The organism is Kitasatospora sp. NPDC088134 (assembly GCF_044741705.1).
In the GTDB taxonomy this organism is placed as follows: domain Bacteria; phylum Actinomycetota; class Actinomycetes; order Streptomycetales; family Streptomycetaceae; genus Kitasatospora.
On record NZ_JBIUTD010000010.1, the window covers coordinates 63,141 to 79,733 of the forward strand.

Genomic DNA, 16,593 nt, shown 5'->3' on the forward strand with positions numbered 1-16,593 from the left:
CACCTTGGGAGATCCGACGATGACCACTGTCCGGAGAGACCGCACCGGCCGGAGAGCCGCGCCCGCCGCCGCCGCGGCGGCCGGGGCGCTGCTGCTCGGCGTGCTGCTGCCGCTGGGCGCGCAGGGCACCGCACAGGCCGCCGCCGCCCCCAACGGGGGCGACGTGATCGCCAACCTGTTCCAGTGGAACTGGAACTCGGTCGCCGCCGAGTGCACGAACGTGCTCGGGCCGAAGGGCTACGGGGCGGTGCAGGTCGCCCCGCCGCAGGAGTCGATCTCGGTGCCGGGCCACCCCTGGTGGGAGGTCTACCAGCCCGTCTCGTACGCCCTGAACAGCCGGATGGGCACGGACGCCCAGTTCCGCGCCATGGTGACGGCCTGTCACGAAGCGGGCGTGAAGGTGTACGCCGACGCCGTGATCAACCACATGGCCGGCAGCAACCAGAGCGCCACCACCGGGTACGGCGGCTCGGCCTTCAGCCCGGCGGCATACAGCTACGCGGCGGTGCCCTACGCCAAGTCGGACTTCCACGGCTCCCCGCCGTGCCCCAACGCCGACCTCGGCATCACCGACTGGAACAACGCCACCCAGGTCCAGTCGTGCCAGCTGCTCAACCTGGAGGACCTCGACACCGGGAGCGACTCCGTCCGCGGCAAGATCGCCGGCTACCTGAACACGCTGCTCGGCGCGGGCGTCGACGGCTTCCGGGTGGACGCGGCCAAGCACGTCGCCCAGGCCGACATGGGCAACATCGTCTCCCGGCTGAACGACACCAAGTGGGGCGGCCGCCCGTACGTCTACCAGGAGGTCATCCCGGGCGGCAGCGGCCAGCTCGCGCCCGCCGCCTTCGAGGGCAACGGCAGCGTGCTGGAGTTCACCTACGCCGCCAAGCTCGGCGAGCAGTTCAACGGCAACATCGCCAACCTGAGGACGTTCGGGCAGAGTTGGGGCTTCGAGCCGAGCGACAAGTCCGCGGTCATGGTGACCAACCACGACCTGGAACGCGACAGGACCACCCTGACGTACAACGACGGCGCCAAGTACGAGCTGGCGCACATCTTCGAACTCGCCTGGGGCTACGGCACCCCGCAGGTGTACGCGGGCTTCCGGTTCAACAACAAGGCGGACTCGCCGCCCGCCGACGGCAACGGCTTCGTCACCGACGTCAACTGCGCCAACAACACCTGGACCTGCACCGACCGCGACCGGGGCATCGCCAACATGGTCGGCTGGCACAACGCCACCCGCGGCGAGACCGTCGCCAACTGGTGGGACAACGGCAACAACGCGATCGCGTTCAGCCGCGGCAGCAAGGGCTGGGTCGCCGTCAACAACAGCGGCTCCGCCGTCACCCGGTCCTTCGGCACCGGCCTGGCCGCCGGCACCTACTGCGACGTCATCCACGGCGACCTCAGCGGCACCGCCTGCACCGGCCCCACCGTCGCGGTCGACGGCTCCGGCCGGGCCACCGTCACCGTCAACCCCGGCGACGCCGTCGCGCTGTACGCCGCGACCACCGGCACCGCCGGCCCCAGCCCCAGCCCGTCGCCGAGCGCCTCGCCCAGCACCTCGGCCTCGCCCAGCCCGTCGGCCTCGCCCAGCACCTCGGTCTCGCCGAGCCCGTCGGCCTCGCCGTCCAGCGGTACCGTGACCGAGCTGTTCAACGAGACGAAGACCACCGTGACCGGGCAGAACGTCTACCTGGTCGGCTCGATCCCCCAACTCGGCGACTGGGCCCCGGCCGCGGCCGTCCCGCTCTCCCCGGCCGGCTACCCGGTGTGGAGCGGCAGCGTCCAACTGCCCGCGAACACCGCCTTCGAGTACAAGTACATCGTCAAGGACGCCGCCGGGAACGTCACCTGGGAGAGCGGCGCCAACCACACCGCCAACACGGGAGCCAACGGCGGTACGCTGAACGACAGTTGGGGAAGCGTCGGCGGTCAGGTGACGGTGAACTTCGCCGAGACGAAGACCACCGTCTACGGCCAGAACGTGTACCTGGTCGGCTCGATCGCCCAGCTCGGCAGCTGGAACGCCGGTGCGGCACTGCCGCTGTCCAGCGCTTCCTACCCGGTCTGGAAGCTGGCGCTGAACCTGCCCGCGAACACCGCCTTCGAGTACAAGTACATCGTCAAGGACGCCGCCGGGAACGTCACTTGGGAGAGCGGCGCGAACCGCACCGGCAGTACCGGGGCGTCCGGCGGCATGACGCTCAGCGACACCTGGAAGTAGCGCCAGGGGTGCGTCACCTGCCGTCGGAGAGGCCGAGGGCCTGGAGGTCCACGCCGCCGTAGGCGTCGGTGACGTAGACGTTGGTCAGCCGGGGGCTGCGCCAGTTCAGGCTCCGGCCGGCCGAGAACGGCAGGTAGTAGGCGCCGTCGGTGACCTTGTGGTTCGCCTTCCGGTACAGCTCGGCGGCCTTCGCCGGGTCGGTCTGCAGGGCGGCCTGGTCGAACCAGCCGTTGATCTCCGGGTCGTTGATCCCGGGCAGGTTGTAGTTGCCGGTGCTCCTGATCCGGCGGCCGTCGGAGAGTTCCTGGAGGAAGGCCGCGCCGGACGGGTAGTCGGCGAGCCAGCCGTTCAGGACCAGCCCGTAGCTCTCCGCCTTGACCTGCTCGGGCGCGCCCGCGGTGGCGGAGTACTGGGCGGTTTTGAAGGTCGTGACCGTGACGGAGATCCCGACCGCCCGCAGCGAGTCCTTCAGCGCCGTCGCGGCCGCCGCGTCCCTGCTGTTGTCGGCCCGCACGGCCAGCGTGGCCGAGAACCCGTCCGGCTTGCCGCAGGCCGCGAGTTCGGCCTTGGCCTTCGCCTGGTCGGGCTGGCCGGCCCGGAGCCCGAACGGGTCGTAGTCGTCCCAGCCGGTGACGGTCGGCGGCAGCATCGAGCCGGCCGGGTCGCCGGTCTCCGGCCCGCCGCGCGCCGTCCGCATCGCCCCGGTGTCGGCCGCGTACAGCACGGCGTTGCGGCAGTGCTGGTTGTCGAACGGCGCGACCGCCGGGACCAGCGCGATGTAGCGCAGCGCGCCCGAGAACGGGTCGTCGGTGTTGGCCTTCAGCGCGTCGTCGGCCAGCACCTTCGCCCGGGTGGCGGGCTGCAGGCCGTTCTGGCCCAGGTCCAGGTCCAGCTGGCCGGAGAGCAGTTGGGCATCCAGGGCGTCCGCCGTGCTGACCACGGACAGCTTGACCCGGTCCGGCAACGCCCTGCGCAGCGGGTCGGTGGCCCGGTCCCAGGCCGGGTTGCGCTCCAACTCGTAGGCGGTGCCCGGCTGGACGGTGCGGAACCGGTACGGCCCCGAGGCCAGCGGTTTCTTCGCGTAGTCGGCCTTGGTGTCGGCCTGCTGCGGGACGGGCGAGGTGCTGCCCAGCGTCAGCAGGTAGCGGAAGTCCACGTTCGCCGCGGCCAGCGTGAACACCAGGGTCAGGTCGTCCGGCGTCCGCACCGACTTCAGCCCCAGCTTGTCCGGGGCCGAATCGCTGTACGGGCCACGGTAGTTCTGGCCCTGGTCGAGCGCCTCGACCAGCGCGGTCGGGCCGCCGGTGAAGGTGTCGGCGTCGAAGGGCCGCTCGATCGCGTACTTGACGTCCTTCGAGGTGATCGCCGTGCCGTCCTCGAACTTCAGCCCCGGCCGCAGCCGCACGGTGTACGTCCGGCCGTCCGCCGAGATCTCCGGCGGCCCGGCGGCCAGGTCCGGCACCACCTCGGCCCCGGCCTGTCCCGGCTTCCCCGCGTACGTGAACAGCGTTCGGGCGTACAGGCGTTGGAAGTTCCAGGTCGATCCGTAGTAGCTGTTCGCCGGGTCGAGCGAGTCCAGGTCCAGCGTGCTGCCGAGGTTGAGCGTGCCGCCCTGCCGGTCGGACGGGGCCAGCACCTGGCCGATCGCGGCGTTGTACGCCCGGGTGGCGGCCGCCTTCGTGCTCGCCGGAGCGGCGCTGCCACCACCGCTGCCGCCGCCCGGGTCGGTGTGGTCCGGCAGGGTGGCGATCACGATCGAGGTCGGCACCACCACGGCCAGCACGCCGAGCGCCCCGAGCAGCAGCGGGCGCCGCCGCTTCGTCGCCCCGGCGGCGGAGAGCGGCGGCCGGGCGGGCGGGGAAGCGGGCGGGGAAACGGGTGAGGAGGTGAGTGGGGAAGCGGGCGGGAGGTCGCGCGGCGCGAACGGGTTCGCGTCCCGGGGCGCGGGAACGGGAGCCGGGGTCGGGGTCGGGGTCGGGGTCGGATCCGGAACAGGTGTCGGGGCCGGTCCGGGCGGGGCGCCGGGCGTGGACCAGGGGGTGTGGCGGACGACGGGGCCCGGGGCCGGGACGGGGGCGGCGTCGCGGACGGTCGGGTGGTGCGGCGGCTCCGGGACGGGCGGCGGCGCCGGCACGGGGGCCGGGGACGCCAGGGCGGCGGTCAGCGTCCGGGCGGTCTGATCGGCCGTCAGGCGCAGCACCGGGTCCTTGACCAGCAGGCCGAGCAGGGCCGGGCCGAGCGCGCCCGCGTGCCGGGCGGCGCGCGGCGGCTGGGTCAGGATCGCCACGTACAGGGCGGTCAGCGTGCCGGCCGCGAACGGGGCCTCGCCCTCGACGGCGGTGTACAGGGTGGCGCCGAGTGACCACAGGTCACCGGCGGGCGCGGCGGGCTTGCCGTCGAGCTGCTCCGGGGCCATGTAGGCGGGCGTGCCGAGCAGGGTGCCGGAGCTGGTCAGCGCGACGGTGGCGTCCGCGATGCTGGCGATGCCGAAGTCGGTCAGCACCACCCGGTTGCCGCTGAGCAGGATGTTGTCGGGCTTCAGGTCCCGGTGCACCACGCCCGCCGCGTGCGCGGCCGCCAGCGCGTCCAGCACGGCCAGGCCGATCGCGGCGACCCGGGCGGCGGGCAGCCGCCCCTCCTCGCGGACGGTCGCGGCCAGCGAGGCGCCGACCACGAACTCCATCACGATCACTGGGGCGCCCTCGTGCTCGACCACGTCGAACACCGTGATGATCCCCGGGTGGTTGAGGCCGGCCGCGACCCGCGCCTCCCGCAGCACCCGCTGGAGCAGCAGCTCCCGCTGCTGTTCGTCCAGCCCGACCGGGAACAGGATCTCCTTCACGGCCACCTCGCGGTGCAGGGTCTCGTCCCGCCCCCGCCACACGCGGCCCATCCCGCCCCGCCCGACCGGCTCGATCAGCCGGTACCGTCCCCCGATGAGCCTGCCGTCCTCGACCGTCACGGCACCCACGATATCGGGACCCGACGAGCTGACGGGCCGTCATGATCACATCGTGACCGGCAGTCGAGGGGGCGGCGGGCGAGGCGGTGACGGTCGGTCCGGGGCTCAGCGCCGGTGGGTGCGGCGGCGCTCGCGGTGCAGCTCGACGAAGACCGCGACCTTGGCGCGCAGTGCCCACGGGTCGACCGGCTTGGGGATGAAGTCGACGGCCCCGGCGGCGTAGCCGCGCATCGAGTGGTCGGGGTCGCCGCCGATCGCGGTGACGAAGATGATCGGGATGTCCCGGGTGCGGGCCCGCCGCTTGATGTGGGCGGCGGTCTCGTAGCCGTCCATGCCGGGCATCTGCACGTCGAGCAGGATGACGGCGTAGTCGTCGGGGTCGAGCAGGGCGCGCAGCGCGTCCGGGCCGGAGGCGGCGGAGACCAGTTCGTGCCCGTTCGGGCCGAGGACGGCCTCCAGCACCAGCAGGTTCTCCGGCCGGTCGTCCACCAGCAGCACCTTCGGCGGCGGCCCCGGCTCCGGGTGGCGGACGCGCGGGGCGGGCAGCCCGGCGGTGTCCGCGCCCTGCTGCTGCTCGACCAGGGTGAGCTGGCGCTCCAGCACCGCGCAGCGCGCCTCGGCGAGCGCGGCGTGCTCCCGGGCCCGCGCCAACTCCTCGGCGAGGCGCGTCACTTCGAGGGCCAGCGCGTCGCGTTCGGCGAGCAGGGCGGAGCCGGTGGCGGTGCCGCCCTGGCCGGTGGCGGCGGGGGAGATGGTGGCCGGATCGGTGGCGGCGAGGGAGGTGTCGGCGGGCGTTCCCGCGTCCCGGTCGGCCTCCAGGCGGTCGAGCCGGGCCTCCAGGTCGGCGATCGACTGCCGGGTGTCGTCCAGTGCGTGGTCGAGCTGCTCCTCGCGCGCCCCGGCCTGCCGGGCCTCCCGGTCGGCGGCGTGCAGTTGGCCCTCCAACTGCTGGACGGCCCGGCCGATCGAGGCGCTGGTGCGCAGCGCGGCCCGGTGCTGCTGCTGGAGGCGCGCGCGGGCCGCCTCGTCGAGCCGGACGTTGCGGTCGTCGGCGAGGTTGCGCAGCAGTTCCTCGACGAACTCCCAGGGCGCGATCCGGCTGCCCGCCAGGTAGCGGGAGAGCGTCCCCGGGTTGAGGTAGCTGCGGCTGGCGTACCGGCGCACCGACACCCCGAGGGCGAGGAAGAGCCGACGCAGCGATTCGGCGAACTCCCGGCACTCCCGGTTGAGTTCGGCGTCCAGCGGCTGGAGCCCGCCGCCGTCCCGTCCGCCGTGCGGCCCCTGCGGGTCCGGGGTGTCCCGTCGCTCCTGCGCGTCCTGCGCACCCTGCCCGTCCCGCCCGCCGTGCGCGTCCTGCCCGTCCTGCCCGCCGTGCGCGTCCTGCCCGTCCTGCGCGGCGAATGCCGTCACCGGTACCTCCACCCGTTCCACCCGACCGTTCCGAAAGCAGCAGCCTGCCCTACCCCCGGCGCGTTGCGCGGGCCGCAACGCCTCCGGGGCGAGACCGGCGACAATACGGCAACGGGAGGTCGATTGACGATCAGTCAAATGTGCTGGAAGTGGCTGGAGTTGCGTCCGACCGCAGCGCGGTCAGCGGTGCGCCGCAGCGCAGGTTCCACCGCCCGGAGCGGCCGCTCAGCGAGGTCACCGTCAGCGGGGCGACGTCCAGGCGCCAGAACGCGGCGGGTGGCAGGGTCAGGGCGTGCACGGCGGCGGCGCGGACGACGGCCGGTTCGGCGACGGCGAGCAGGCGGCCCGAGTCGGCCGGGAGGGCGTCCAGCCAGGCGCCGACCCGGGCCAGCAGCGCGGTGACGCACTCGCCGCCGGGCGGGGCGAAGGCGGGGTCGGACAGCCAGGCGCCGATCGACTCCGGCTCGGTGGCGGCGAGTTCGGCCAGCGGGCGCCCCCGCCAGGCGCCCGCGTCCAGGTCGGCGAGGGCCGGATCGACCTGCGGCGACAGGCCCAGCGCCTCGGCGGTGAGTCGGCAGCGCGCGGACGGGGCCGTCAGCACCCGGTCGGCCCGGGGTGCGGCCAGGGCCCGGGCCGGGGCCAGTTCGGCAGCCGTCGGCGGCAGGCCGTCGCCGAACCGGGCCTCGCGCGCCGACGCGCCGAGCGCCGGTGCGACCAACATCACCCGGACCGTCACGGGCCCTCCCTCAAAGGATCATTCGTCCACGTCTTGGTGGCGTGATGTGCCGCGCCCCTTGGCGGGCCCGCCCGGAACGGTACCTTCTCGGCGGTACAACCCCATATCGACGACGGTGCGTGGAAGTCCGGTGAGAGCCCGGTACGGTCGCGCCACTGTGAACCCGGAAGCCGCCCCGGCGGCCGACGGGAAGTCAGACCCACCTCCGTCGTTCACGCTCCACGCGATCGGGACGCGAGTTCCCGCAAGGAGGTCCACCCCGCCATGGCTCACCCCGTCGCGCCCGCCGCCGTCACCACGCCGGCCATCACCCCCCTCTCCGTCAAGGCCGTCGCCCCGTGGGCGCTGTTCTTCGGCGTTCTGCTGCTCACCGTGCTCTACTTCGTCGGCGCCGAACAGGGCGCCACCTCGCTGATCTCCGGCGAGACCGTGCACGAGTGGGTGCACGACGGCCGCCACCTGCTCGGCTTCCCCTGCCACTGACCACGGGGACAGCGAGCACCTGAGATGAAGAACCACACCGTCCGCGACCTGCTGGTGCGCGGCATGCTCGCCGGACTCGGCGCCGGCGTCCTGGCCCTGATCGTCGCCTACCTGCTGGGCGAGCCCCGGATCGACGCGGCGATCGCCTTCGAGGACTCCCACGCCCACGAGCACGGCGAGGAACTGGTCAGCCGCACCCTGCAGTCCACCGCGGGCCTGGCCACCGGCATCCTGCTCTACGGCCTCGCCCTCGGCGGCATCGCCGCCCTCGCCTACTGCTTCGCCCTCGGCCGCACCGGACGGATCGGCCCCCGGGCCACCGCGCTGCTGCTCTCCGGCGCCGCCCTGGTCGCCGTCTACCTCGTCCCGTTCCTCAAGTACCCGGCCAACCCGCCGTCCGTCGGCGACCCGGACACCATCGGCCACCGCACCCTGCTCTACTTCCTGATGATGCTGCTGAGCGTGCTGCTCGCGGTCGCCGCGATCGCCGCGGGCCGACAGCTCGCCCCGCGCCTGGGCAACTGGAACGCCACCCTGGCCGCCGGTCTCGGCTACGCCGTGCTGATCGGCCTCGGGTACGTCCTGCTGCCCGCGATCAACGAGGTGCCGGAGGACTTCTCCGCCACCCTGCTCTGGCAGTTCCGCACCGCGGCCCTCGCCATCCAGCTCACCCTCTGGCTCTCCTACGGCCTGCTCTTCGGCCACCTCGCGGAGCGCCTCCTGCTCCCGAAGCCCGCCCGGACCACGCAGGCACCCACCGAGGCGGCCCCCGTCGCCGACTAGCCCACCCCGCAGGGCCGTTCCCGCCGTCACGGAGGGGGAGCGGCCCTGCGGCGTGCGCACGGCGTATCGCGGCGTACTGTCGGCGGCCTCCGCCATGGGTGCGCCGCGGAACCGGGCGGCGGTGCGGGGCGTCCCCATGGCGGACGGACGGAGCGAGGGAGGGCGCGGATGGTGGCGGCCCGGTATCTGTACCTGGTGCGGCACGGGGAGGCGTTGGCCGACGAGAGCGGGTTGTCGGCGAACGGGCGGCGGCAGGCCGCGGCGCTCGGGCGGCGGTTGGCGGGGCGGCCGATCGAGGCGGTGCACCACGGGCCGGCGGCCCGGGCGGCGCAGACCGCGCAGGTGGCCGCTGCGCAACTGGCGGGGGTCGGGACGGTGGTGGCCGAATGTGCCGGGGACTACGTGCCGCACCTGCCGGAGCGGGCCGAACTCCCGTCCGACAGCGCGGACTTCCTCCTCGGCTTCCTCTCCTGGGCCACGCCGGAGGACGCCGCGACCGGCCGGGCACTGGCCCGGGAGGCGGAGCGCCGCTTCACCGGACCGGTCGCCGGGGAGCGGGAGCGCCACGAACTGCTGGTCACCCACAACTTCCTGGTCGGCTGGCTGGTCCGGCACGCCCTGGACGCCCCGGCCTGGCGCTGGCTCGGCATCAACCAGGCCCACACCGGACTGACCGTGATCCGCTACGCCCCGGGCCGCCCGCCCGCCGTCCTGGTCCACAACGACCAGCGGCACCTGCCGCCGGACCTGGCTTGGACGGGCTTCCCGCCGGAGCAGCGGATCTGACGCCCCCGGGGCGCCGCCGGCTCAGTCCTCGGTGCGGCGCAGCAGGTAGCTGTCCATGATCCAGCCCTTGCGCTCGCGCGCCTCGGCCCGCAACTCCTTGATGCGGTCGGCCTGTTCGGCGAGCGGACCGGAGACCAGGATCTCGTCTTCGGTGCCCAGGTAGGCCCCGTAGTGGATGTGCACGCCCGCCGGGTCGATCCGCGCGTAGGCGTCCTGCCCGTCCAGCATCACCACGGCGTCCTCCGCGCCCGGCCCGAAGCCGTCGGCGGCCAGCCGCCGCCCCGTGGTGATCCGCACCGGCCGGGCGGTGCGGGTCAGCGTGGTGCGGTGCCGGGCGGCCAGCACCGAGACGCTGCTGATGCCGGGGACCACCGTGTACGCGAACTCCGTCCGGCCGCGGGCCAGGATCCGGTCCAGCACCGCCGTCACGCTGTCGTACAGCGCCGGGTCGCCCCAGACCAGCAGGGCGCCGGTCTGCCCGTCCGCCAGCTCCTCGGCGACGGCCCGCTCGACCAGGTCGGCCCGCCGGTCGCGCCACTCCTCGACGGCCTCCCGGTACGCGGGCGTGGACCGGTCGCGGGCCGGGTCCACCAGCTCGACCACCCGGTGCCCGGGGCGGCCGTGCTCGGCGATCATGTCCCGCCGCAGGCGGATCAGGTCCTGCCGCTCCTCGGGCTTGTCCAGGAGCAGGAACGCGTCGGTCCGGCCGATCGCCTTGACCGCCTCCAGGGTGAGGTGGTCCGGGTCGCCCGCGCCGATGCCGATGACGAGAAGGGTACGCATGCGGGTGATTCTGCCCGCTCGGTCGGCGCACGGGGCACGGGGGGCTCGGCGCACGGGGCACAGGGGTGGGGACGGAGGCGGCCCCGGACGTGTCGTGGCCGGGCGGCGGGGCGGCCGTGTGGTGGACTGGAGGTCGGCCGGTGCGCGGGGCTGGGCTCCGGCGGCCGGTCGTGCAGCGCCCGGACAGGAGCCACTCTCATCAGCAGTCGTCCGACGGGGCCCGGGCCCGAGCCGGTGCCGGCCACGCGTGCGGCCTCGCTGGCCGCCGCAGTCGTGCTGTACGCGCTGGTGGTCGTCCTGCAGGTCACCACCGACAGCTGGCACATCCCCTCGGTGCTGGTCGCGGTGCCCGCCGTGGCGGCCCTCGGGTCCGGGCCCGGCACCATCCTGGCCGCCGCCGCCGTCGCGGTCGCCACCCGCTGGGCCTTCGCCCTCGGCGAGCCCGGCCGGACCGCCACCGCCGTCGGCACCACGGCGGCCGTGCTCGGGATCGCCGCCCTCGGCTGCTTCGTGGTCCGCCGCCGGGAGCAGGCCGCCGCGCTGCTGGTCAGCATCACCTCGGTCGCCGAGAGCGCCCAGCGCGCCGTGCTGCGCCCGGTGCCCGCCGCCGTGGGCCCGGTCTCGATCGCCGCCGGGTACCGGGCCGCCGCCGAGCACGCCGGGATCGGCGGGGACTTCTACGCGGTCGCCGACACCGCCTTCGGGCTGCGGGCGCTGATCGGGGACGTCCGGGGCAAGGGCCTGGACGCCGTGACCACCGCCGCCGTCGTGCTCGGCGCCTTCTACGAGGCCGCCCACGACGAACCCGGCCTGGCCGCCCTCGCCGGGCGGCTCGACACCAGCCTGCGCCGCTTCCTCACCGACCCCGAGGCCTTCGCCACCGCCGCCCTGGTCGCCATCGGACCGGACGGCGCCACCTGCGCCCTGTCCTGCGGCCACCCGCCCCCGCTGCTGCTGCGCGGCGCCACCGCCGCCGAACTCCCGGCCGCCCCGGGCCTGCCGCTCGGCCTGGGGGTGCTGGCCGGGGGCGGCCCGGAGCCCGGACCGGCCGTCCGGCTGCGCCCCGGCGACGCGCTGCTGCTGTACACCGACGGGCTCACCGAGACCCGCGACCGGGCGGGCGCGTTCTACCCGCTGCTGCCCCGGCTGACCGCCCGCCCCGTCCCGGCCGCGCCGCAGGCCGTCGTGGACTGGCTCCAGCAGGACGCCGAGCGCTTCGCGGGCGGGGTGCGGGACGACGACTCGGCGCTGCTGGTGCTGGCCTGGGAGCCACCGGGGGACCGGTCGTGAACGCGTCCCGCCCCCGGTTCCGGACCCGGCCCCGGACTCAGTCGAACAGGGTGGGCCCGAGCGGGTGCCAGCCCGCGGGGCCGGGGAGCTGTGCGGCGGGCTCCGGGCCCCAGCTGCCGGGGGCGTAGCGCAGCGGCGGGTCGGTCGGGTCGAGGACGGGGTCGACGATCCGCCAGCACTCCAGGACGGCGGGGTAGAAGGCGAACGGCTCGGGGTCGCCGCTGACCGCGCCGCCGAGGATCGTCTCGTAGGGCTGTTCGAGGCGGCCGAAGAGCTTGGTGTAGTCGACGCCGATCGGCACCTGGACCGGCCCGTGGCCGTCCGCGCCCTTGGCGACCAGCAGGTCGGCGCGGATGCCGGTGTCGCCGTCGATCCGGAACCGGACCAGGTTGGGCGGGGCGTGGCCGTCCTGGCCGCGGAAGAGTTCCAGCGGCGGCCGGCGGAGCTCGACCACCACCTCGGTCGCGGAGACGGCCAGCGACTTGCCGCTGCGCAGGTGGAAGGGGACGCCGGCCCAGCGCCAGTTGTCGACGTACAGGGTGGTGGCGAAGTAGGTCTCGGTGACGGAGTCCGGCTTCACCCCGGGCACGTCGAGGTAGCCCTCGTACTGGCCGCGCACCGTGACGGCCGGGTCCATCGGGCGGACGGCGTGCAGGACCCGCCACTTCTCCAGGCCCTGGGCGGCGTAGTTGTCGCTGCTGGGCGGGTCCATGGCGAGCAGGGCGAGGACCTGCAGCAGGTGGTTCTGGACGACGTCGCGCAGGCAGCCGACGGCGTCGTAGAACGAGCCGCGGTCGGCGACGTCGAAGTCCTCGGCCAGGCTGATCTGCACGTTGTCGACGTAGGAGCGGTGCCAGATCGGGGCGAGCAGGGTGTTGGCGAAGCGGGCCACCATGAGCGACTCCACGGCGGCGTTGCCGAGGAAGTGGTCGACCCGCAGCAGGTGGTTGTCGTCGAAGTACCGGCCCAGTTCCTGCTGGAGCTCGCGGGCGGAGGCGGAGTCGTGGCCGAAGGGCTTCTCGACGACGAGGCGGGCGTCGCGGTTCAGGCCGGCCCGGGCGAGGGCGGCGGCGACGGTGGTGAACAGGCCGGGCGGGATCGCCAGGTAGTGGGTGGCGAAGCCGCGCCCGGCCAGCGCCGCCTTGAGCCGTTCGAAGGTCGCGTCCTCGGCGAAGTCGCCGGTGACGATGGACAGTCCGGCGGCGAAGCGGTCGAACACCTGCTCGTCGACGGTGGTGCCGGTGGCCTCGACGGCCGCGCGGGCGTGCCGGCGCAGCCGCTCGTCGTCCCAGTCGCCGACGGCGACGCCGACCACCGGGCAGGGGAGCCGCCCGGCGGCGCTGAGTTGGTAGAGCGCGGGCAGCAGCATCTTGCGGGCGAGGTCGCCGGTGATGCCGTAGAGCACCAGGACGTCGGAGGGTTCGAGCCGGGACGGGGGCAGCGCGGTGGCGGTCATGCGGGCGGGATCCGTTCTGATCGGCGACAAGGAGAGCGGGGGTCAGGGCCGTTCCGCGGGGACGGGGGCCTCGGTGTCGTGGCCGAAGCGGTGGGCCAGGTCGTCCTGGATCTGCTCGCTGTCCCGGCCGCGGGTCTCGGGCAGGTAGCGCCGGACGAAGACGAAGGCCCCGGCGCAGATCGCGGCGAAGATCCAGAAGGTCTGGCCCTGGCCGAGGCTGTTGGCCAGCGGCAGGAAGGCCAGGCTGACGACGAAGTTGGACACCCAGTTGACGGCGGTGGAGGCGCTGGAGCCGGCGGCGCGCACGGCGGGCGGGAAGATCTCGCCGATCAGGGTCCAGAACACCGGGCCCAGGCCGCCGGCGAACGCGGCGATGTAGACCACCATGAACAGCAGGGTCAGCCCGGAGGCCAGGTGCGCGACGAAGGCCAGGCCGAGCAGGAACACCGAGACCGCCATCGCGCCCAGCGAGATCAGCACCAGCGGGCGGCGGCCGACCCGGTCGACCAGCCGGATCGCCACCAGCGTCATCAGCAGGTTGATCACGCCGATCGCCACCGAGTAGAAGATCGAGTTGGAGGCGTTCAGACCGGTCTGCTCGATGATGGTCGGCGCGTAGTAGATGATCGTGTTGATGCCGCCGAACTGCTGGACGGCGGCCAGGGTCAGGCCGACGACCAGCGCGGGGCGCACGTCCGGGGCCCGCAGCCCCTGTCCGCCGTCGCCGGCCGCCGCCTGCTTGGCCTTGTCCTCGGCGATCCGCTGCCGGGCCAGTTCGACCACCTGGTCGGCGGTGTCGGGGCCGGTCACCTTGGCGATCGCGGCCCGGGCCTGCTCGATCTGCCCGCGGGCGATCTGCCACTGCGGGGACTCCGGCAGGAACCACAGTGCGGCGGCCACCAGGACCAGCGCGGGCACCGCGCCGCAGGCGAACATCTCCCGCCACCGGCCGCCGCTGGAGAACGCCATGTTCACCAGGTAGGCGACCAGGATGCCGATGGTGATCATCAGCTGGTTGAGGGTCAGCAGCCGGCCCCGGATCGAGGTCGGCGAGATCTCCGACAGGTAGACCGGGACCAGCGCGGAGGCGGTGCCCACCGCGAGGCCCAGCACGATCCGGGCCACCAGCAGCACCGCGTAGCCGGTGGAGAACACCGCGATCGCGGTGCCCACCAGGAACACCGCGCCGACCACGCCGAGCAGCCGGCGCCGCCCCCACCGGTCGGCGAGCCGGCCCGCGCCCAGCGCGCCGATCACCGAACCGATCAGCAGGACGCTGACCACGCTGCCCTGCTCGAAGGAGTTCAGGTGGAAGTCGTCGCGGACGTACAGCAGGGCCCCGGACACCACGCCGGTGTCGAAGCCGAACAGGAAGCCGCCGACCGCGATCGCGGCGGCCCACCACTGGATCTTCCGGAGGCCGGCCGGCGGGACCGCGGTGAGCGGCCCGTGCGTGCCGGGTTCCCGGGAGAAGCCCTGAACCATGTGTGACCTTTCTGCGGGCCCGGCCGGTCAGCCGGGCAGGACTCCCCAGGAGCCGGTGTACGACTCGCCGGGCGCGAGCCGGATCAGGTCGGTGCCGCTGGCGAACGCGTTCGGCGGCCCGGTCATCGGCTCGACGCCCAGGCCGCGGCGCCACCGGTCGTGCGGCACGTTGTCGGCCGTGTACACCTCCAGCCACGGCTGGGAGCGGTCGGACCAGAAGCGCACGGCACGCCGGGAGCCGGCCAGCCGGACCCAGGCCCGGCCGTCGCCGTCGCGCTCCAGGTCGGTGAAGGCCCGGTCGATCGGCAGGTCGCCGATCCGCCGGGGCGCGGTGAAGTCGTAGGGGCTGCCGGCCACCGGCTGGGTCGGCCCGTCGGGGAGCATCCGCTCGTCCACGGGTTGGAACCGGTGCCCGGGCAGCTGCAGCTCGCAGTCGTCGACGGGCTCGCCGACGGTCAGGTACGGGTGCATGCCGTGCGCGTAGGGGGCGGTCCGGGTGCCGGCGTTCCGGGCGGTGAGGCGGACGGTGAGGCCGGTGCCGGCGTCCAGGGCGTAGGCGGCGGTCAGGTCGAGGCGGAACGGGTAGCCGGTGGAGCCGGTCAGCCGGTGGGTCAGGGTGATCCGGTCGGGCCCCTGCTCGGCGACCTGCCAGGGCGCCCACCTGGTCAGCCCGTGGATCGCGTTGCCCAGCTCCGGCTCCGACAGGTCGAGCTGGTACGTCCGCCCGTCGAAGGCGTAGCGGCCGTCGCGGACCCGGTTGGGCCAGGGGATCAACAACTGCCCGAACGCGGCCGGGGCGGGCTCGTCGGGCCCGTAGGAGAGCAGCAGCGGCTCCCCCCGGTGCAGGAGTTCGCGCAACCCGGCGCCCGATTCGGTGACGGTGGCGTGGAAGTCGCCGGCCACGAGGCGGTACTGCGCCCCGCTGGTCTCTGTGCTCATACCTGGATGGATAGCCGGTGCCCGCCGCGACACGGCCTGCCCGTCGGCACGGTCCCCGGGTCGGGTGAACTCCTTGGCCCGTCCGGTCCCCACCGGGTGTGGGACGACGGCGGACGCGGGACCTGTCCGGTTCCCCGCGCCGGGACGGGGCGGTGGCTCTGGAGGGGTGGCGTGGGCGGGGTGCGGCGGCGGATGCGCGGGCAGCTGTGGCCGGTGCTCCAGCAGGCGGTGGCCTGCGCCCTGGCCTGGTGGGCGGCGCGGCTGCTGTTCGACCACCACCTGCCGCTGTTCGCCCCGATGGCCGCGGTGGTGGCGCTGAACACCCCGGTGGGCGGCCGGGGCACCAACGCGGTCCGGGTGGTGCTCGGCGTGGTGTGGGGCGTGCTGATCGGCCAGGGCGCGTACACGGTGTTCGGCCACCACTACGGGGCCCTCGCGGTGGGCTGCGCGGTGCTGCTCTCCCTGCTGGTGACGCTCGCGCTGGACGGCGAGCGGGTGACGATGGCCCAGGCCGCGGCCAGTGCGGTGATCGCGCTGGCCTCCGGTCGGGAGGCCGGGATCGACCGGGTCCTGGACGTGCTGGTCGGGGCCGGCGTCGCCCTGGTCTTCAGTCAACTGCTCTTCCCCGCCCACCCGTTGAAGCTGCTCCGGGCTGCCGAGGCGGAGACCTTCCACGGGCTGGCGGGCCTGCTGCGGCTCGGCGCGCGGGCCGACGCGGGCGACCCGGACCTGCTGCTGCCGCTGGAGTCGCACGCGCTGTACCGCCTGCTGACGGACGTGGACCGGGCCAGGACCGACATGGTCGAGGTGGCCCGGCGCACGCCCCGCTGGCGGCGGCAGCGGCACTCGGTCCGGGCGTCGAGCGGCGCGGCCCTGCGCCTCGGCGTGCTCGCCAACAGCTGCTTCACCCTGGCCCGGTTCACGGCCGACGCCGAGGGACCGGACCGGCAGGCCCTGCTGCCCGTGGTGGAGGCGCTGGCCCGGACCCTGTCGGCGTACGCGGCGGCCGAGCCGGGCCGGGCCGCCCGGGAGGCCTGCGTGCGGGGCGCGCTCGCTGCGGCGGCCCAGGCGCCGCCGCAGCAGGGCCCGCCGACCGAGGCCGTCCGCCTGGCCGTGTGCGACCTGCTGGTGGTGGCCGGGGTCGCCGCGGACGCCGCCGCGACGGCCGTCGACGCCCGGGCCCCGGACGCGCCGCAGGCACCGCCCGCCGCCTGACGGCCCGTCGGCGCTCTGACGGCCCCTCGGCC

The 16,593-nt window shown here is 74.5% G+C and carries 13 protein-coding genes; 6 read left to right on the forward strand and 7 right to left on the reverse strand.

Features of this window, described 5'->3' with window-relative positions:
- The first annotated feature begins 19 nt into the window (after positions 1 to 19).
- A complete protein-coding gene (locus ACIOHG_RS17955; protein ID WP_400951330.1) occupies positions 20 to 2,233 on the forward strand; it encodes a carbohydrate-binding module family 20 domain-containing protein in 2,214 nt (737 codons plus the stop codon).
- Between the two features lie 13 nt (positions 2,234 to 2,246).
- On the opposite strand, the gene ACIOHG_RS17960 is transcribed toward ACIOHG_RS17955, so the two are convergent.
- The 3 genes from ACIOHG_RS17960 to ACIOHG_RS17970 all read right to left on the reverse strand — a co-directional run bounded on the left by ACIOHG_RS17960 (position 2,247) and on the right by ACIOHG_RS17970 (position 7,326).
- The gene (locus ACIOHG_RS17960) at positions 2,247 to 5,195 is read right to left on the reverse strand and encodes an ABC transporter substrate-binding protein (protein WP_400951331.1); all 2,949 of its coding nucleotides are present in this window, start codon (positions 5,193 to 5,195) and stop codon (positions 2,247 to 2,249) included.
- 105 nt (positions 5,196 to 5,300) lie between these two features.
- Entirely contained in the window at positions 5,301 to 6,605 is a 1,305-nt protein-coding gene (locus ACIOHG_RS17965; protein ID WP_400951334.1) for a response regulator, read from the reverse strand.
- 130 nt (positions 6,606 to 6,735) lie between these two features.
- Entirely contained in the window at positions 6,736 to 7,326 is a 591-nt protein-coding gene (locus ACIOHG_RS17970; protein WP_400951337.1) for a histidine phosphatase family protein, read from the reverse strand.
- Between the two features lie 279 nt (positions 7,327 to 7,605).
- Here ACIOHG_RS17970 and ACIOHG_RS17975 point away from each other — a divergent pair, with 279 nt between their 5' ends.
- The 3 genes from ACIOHG_RS17975 to ACIOHG_RS17985 all read left to right on the forward strand — a co-directional run bounded on the left by ACIOHG_RS17975 (position 7,606) and on the right by ACIOHG_RS17985 (position 9,393).
- Positions 7,606 to 7,824, forward strand: a complete 219-nt coding sequence (locus ACIOHG_RS17975) for a CbtB-domain containing protein (RefSeq protein WP_400951340.1) — start codon at positions 7,606 to 7,608, stop codon at positions 7,822 to 7,824.
- A 24-nt stretch (positions 7,825 to 7,848) separates the two neighbouring features.
- The gene (locus ACIOHG_RS17980) at positions 7,849 to 8,607 is read left to right on the forward strand and encodes a CbtA family protein (RefSeq protein ID WP_400951343.1); all 759 of its coding nucleotides are present in this window, start codon (positions 7,849 to 7,851) and stop codon (positions 8,605 to 8,607) included.
- A gap of 168 nt (positions 8,608 to 8,775) precedes the next feature.
- Complete coding sequence (locus tag ACIOHG_RS17985) at positions 8,776 to 9,393, forward strand: histidine phosphatase family protein (RefSeq protein ID WP_400951346.1); 618 nt, start codon at positions 8,776 to 8,778, stop codon at positions 9,391 to 9,393.
- 21 nt (positions 9,394 to 9,414) lie between these two features.
- Here ACIOHG_RS17985 and cobF read toward each other — a convergent pair whose 3' ends face one another.
- Entirely contained in the window at positions 9,415 to 10,176 is a 762-nt protein-coding gene (cobF, locus tag ACIOHG_RS17990) for a precorrin-6A synthase (deacetylating) (protein ID WP_400951348.1), read from the reverse strand.
- Positions 10,177 to 10,410: 234 nt separating this feature from the next.
- Between cobF and ACIOHG_RS17995 the strand changes: the two genes are divergently transcribed.
- Entirely contained in the window at positions 10,411 to 11,466 is a 1,056-nt protein-coding gene (locus ACIOHG_RS17995; RefSeq protein WP_400951350.1) for a PP2C family protein-serine/threonine phosphatase, read from the forward strand.
- 37 nt (positions 11,467 to 11,503) lie between these two features.
- Here the strand turns inward: ACIOHG_RS17995 and zwf are convergent, their stop codons facing one another.
- The 3 genes from zwf to ACIOHG_RS18010 are packed head-to-tail and all read right to left on the reverse strand — an operon-like array spanning position 11,504 to position 15,346.
- The gene (gene zwf, locus ACIOHG_RS18000) at positions 11,504 to 12,922 is read right to left on the reverse strand and encodes a glucose-6-phosphate dehydrogenase (protein ID WP_400951352.1); all 1,419 of its coding nucleotides are present in this window, start codon (positions 12,920 to 12,922) and stop codon (positions 11,504 to 11,506) included.
- Positions 12,923 to 12,964: 42 nt separating this feature from the next.
- Positions 12,965 to 14,407, reverse strand: a complete 1,443-nt coding sequence (locus ACIOHG_RS18005) for a sugar porter family MFS transporter (protein ID WP_400951355.1) — start codon at positions 14,405 to 14,407, stop codon at positions 12,965 to 12,967.
- 27 nt (positions 14,408 to 14,434) lie between these two features.
- Complete coding sequence (locus ACIOHG_RS18010) at positions 14,435 to 15,346, reverse strand: aldose 1-epimerase family protein (RefSeq protein WP_400951358.1); 912 nt, start codon at positions 15,344 to 15,346, stop codon at positions 14,435 to 14,437.
- A gap of 192 nt (positions 15,347 to 15,538) precedes the next feature.
- Here ACIOHG_RS18010 and ACIOHG_RS18015 point away from each other — a divergent pair, with 192 nt between their 5' ends.
- Complete coding sequence (locus tag ACIOHG_RS18015) at positions 15,539 to 16,561, forward strand: FUSC family protein (RefSeq protein WP_400951361.1); 1,023 nt, start codon at positions 15,539 to 15,541, stop codon at positions 16,559 to 16,561.
- The last annotated feature ends 32 nt before the right edge of the window (positions 16,562 to 16,593 follow it).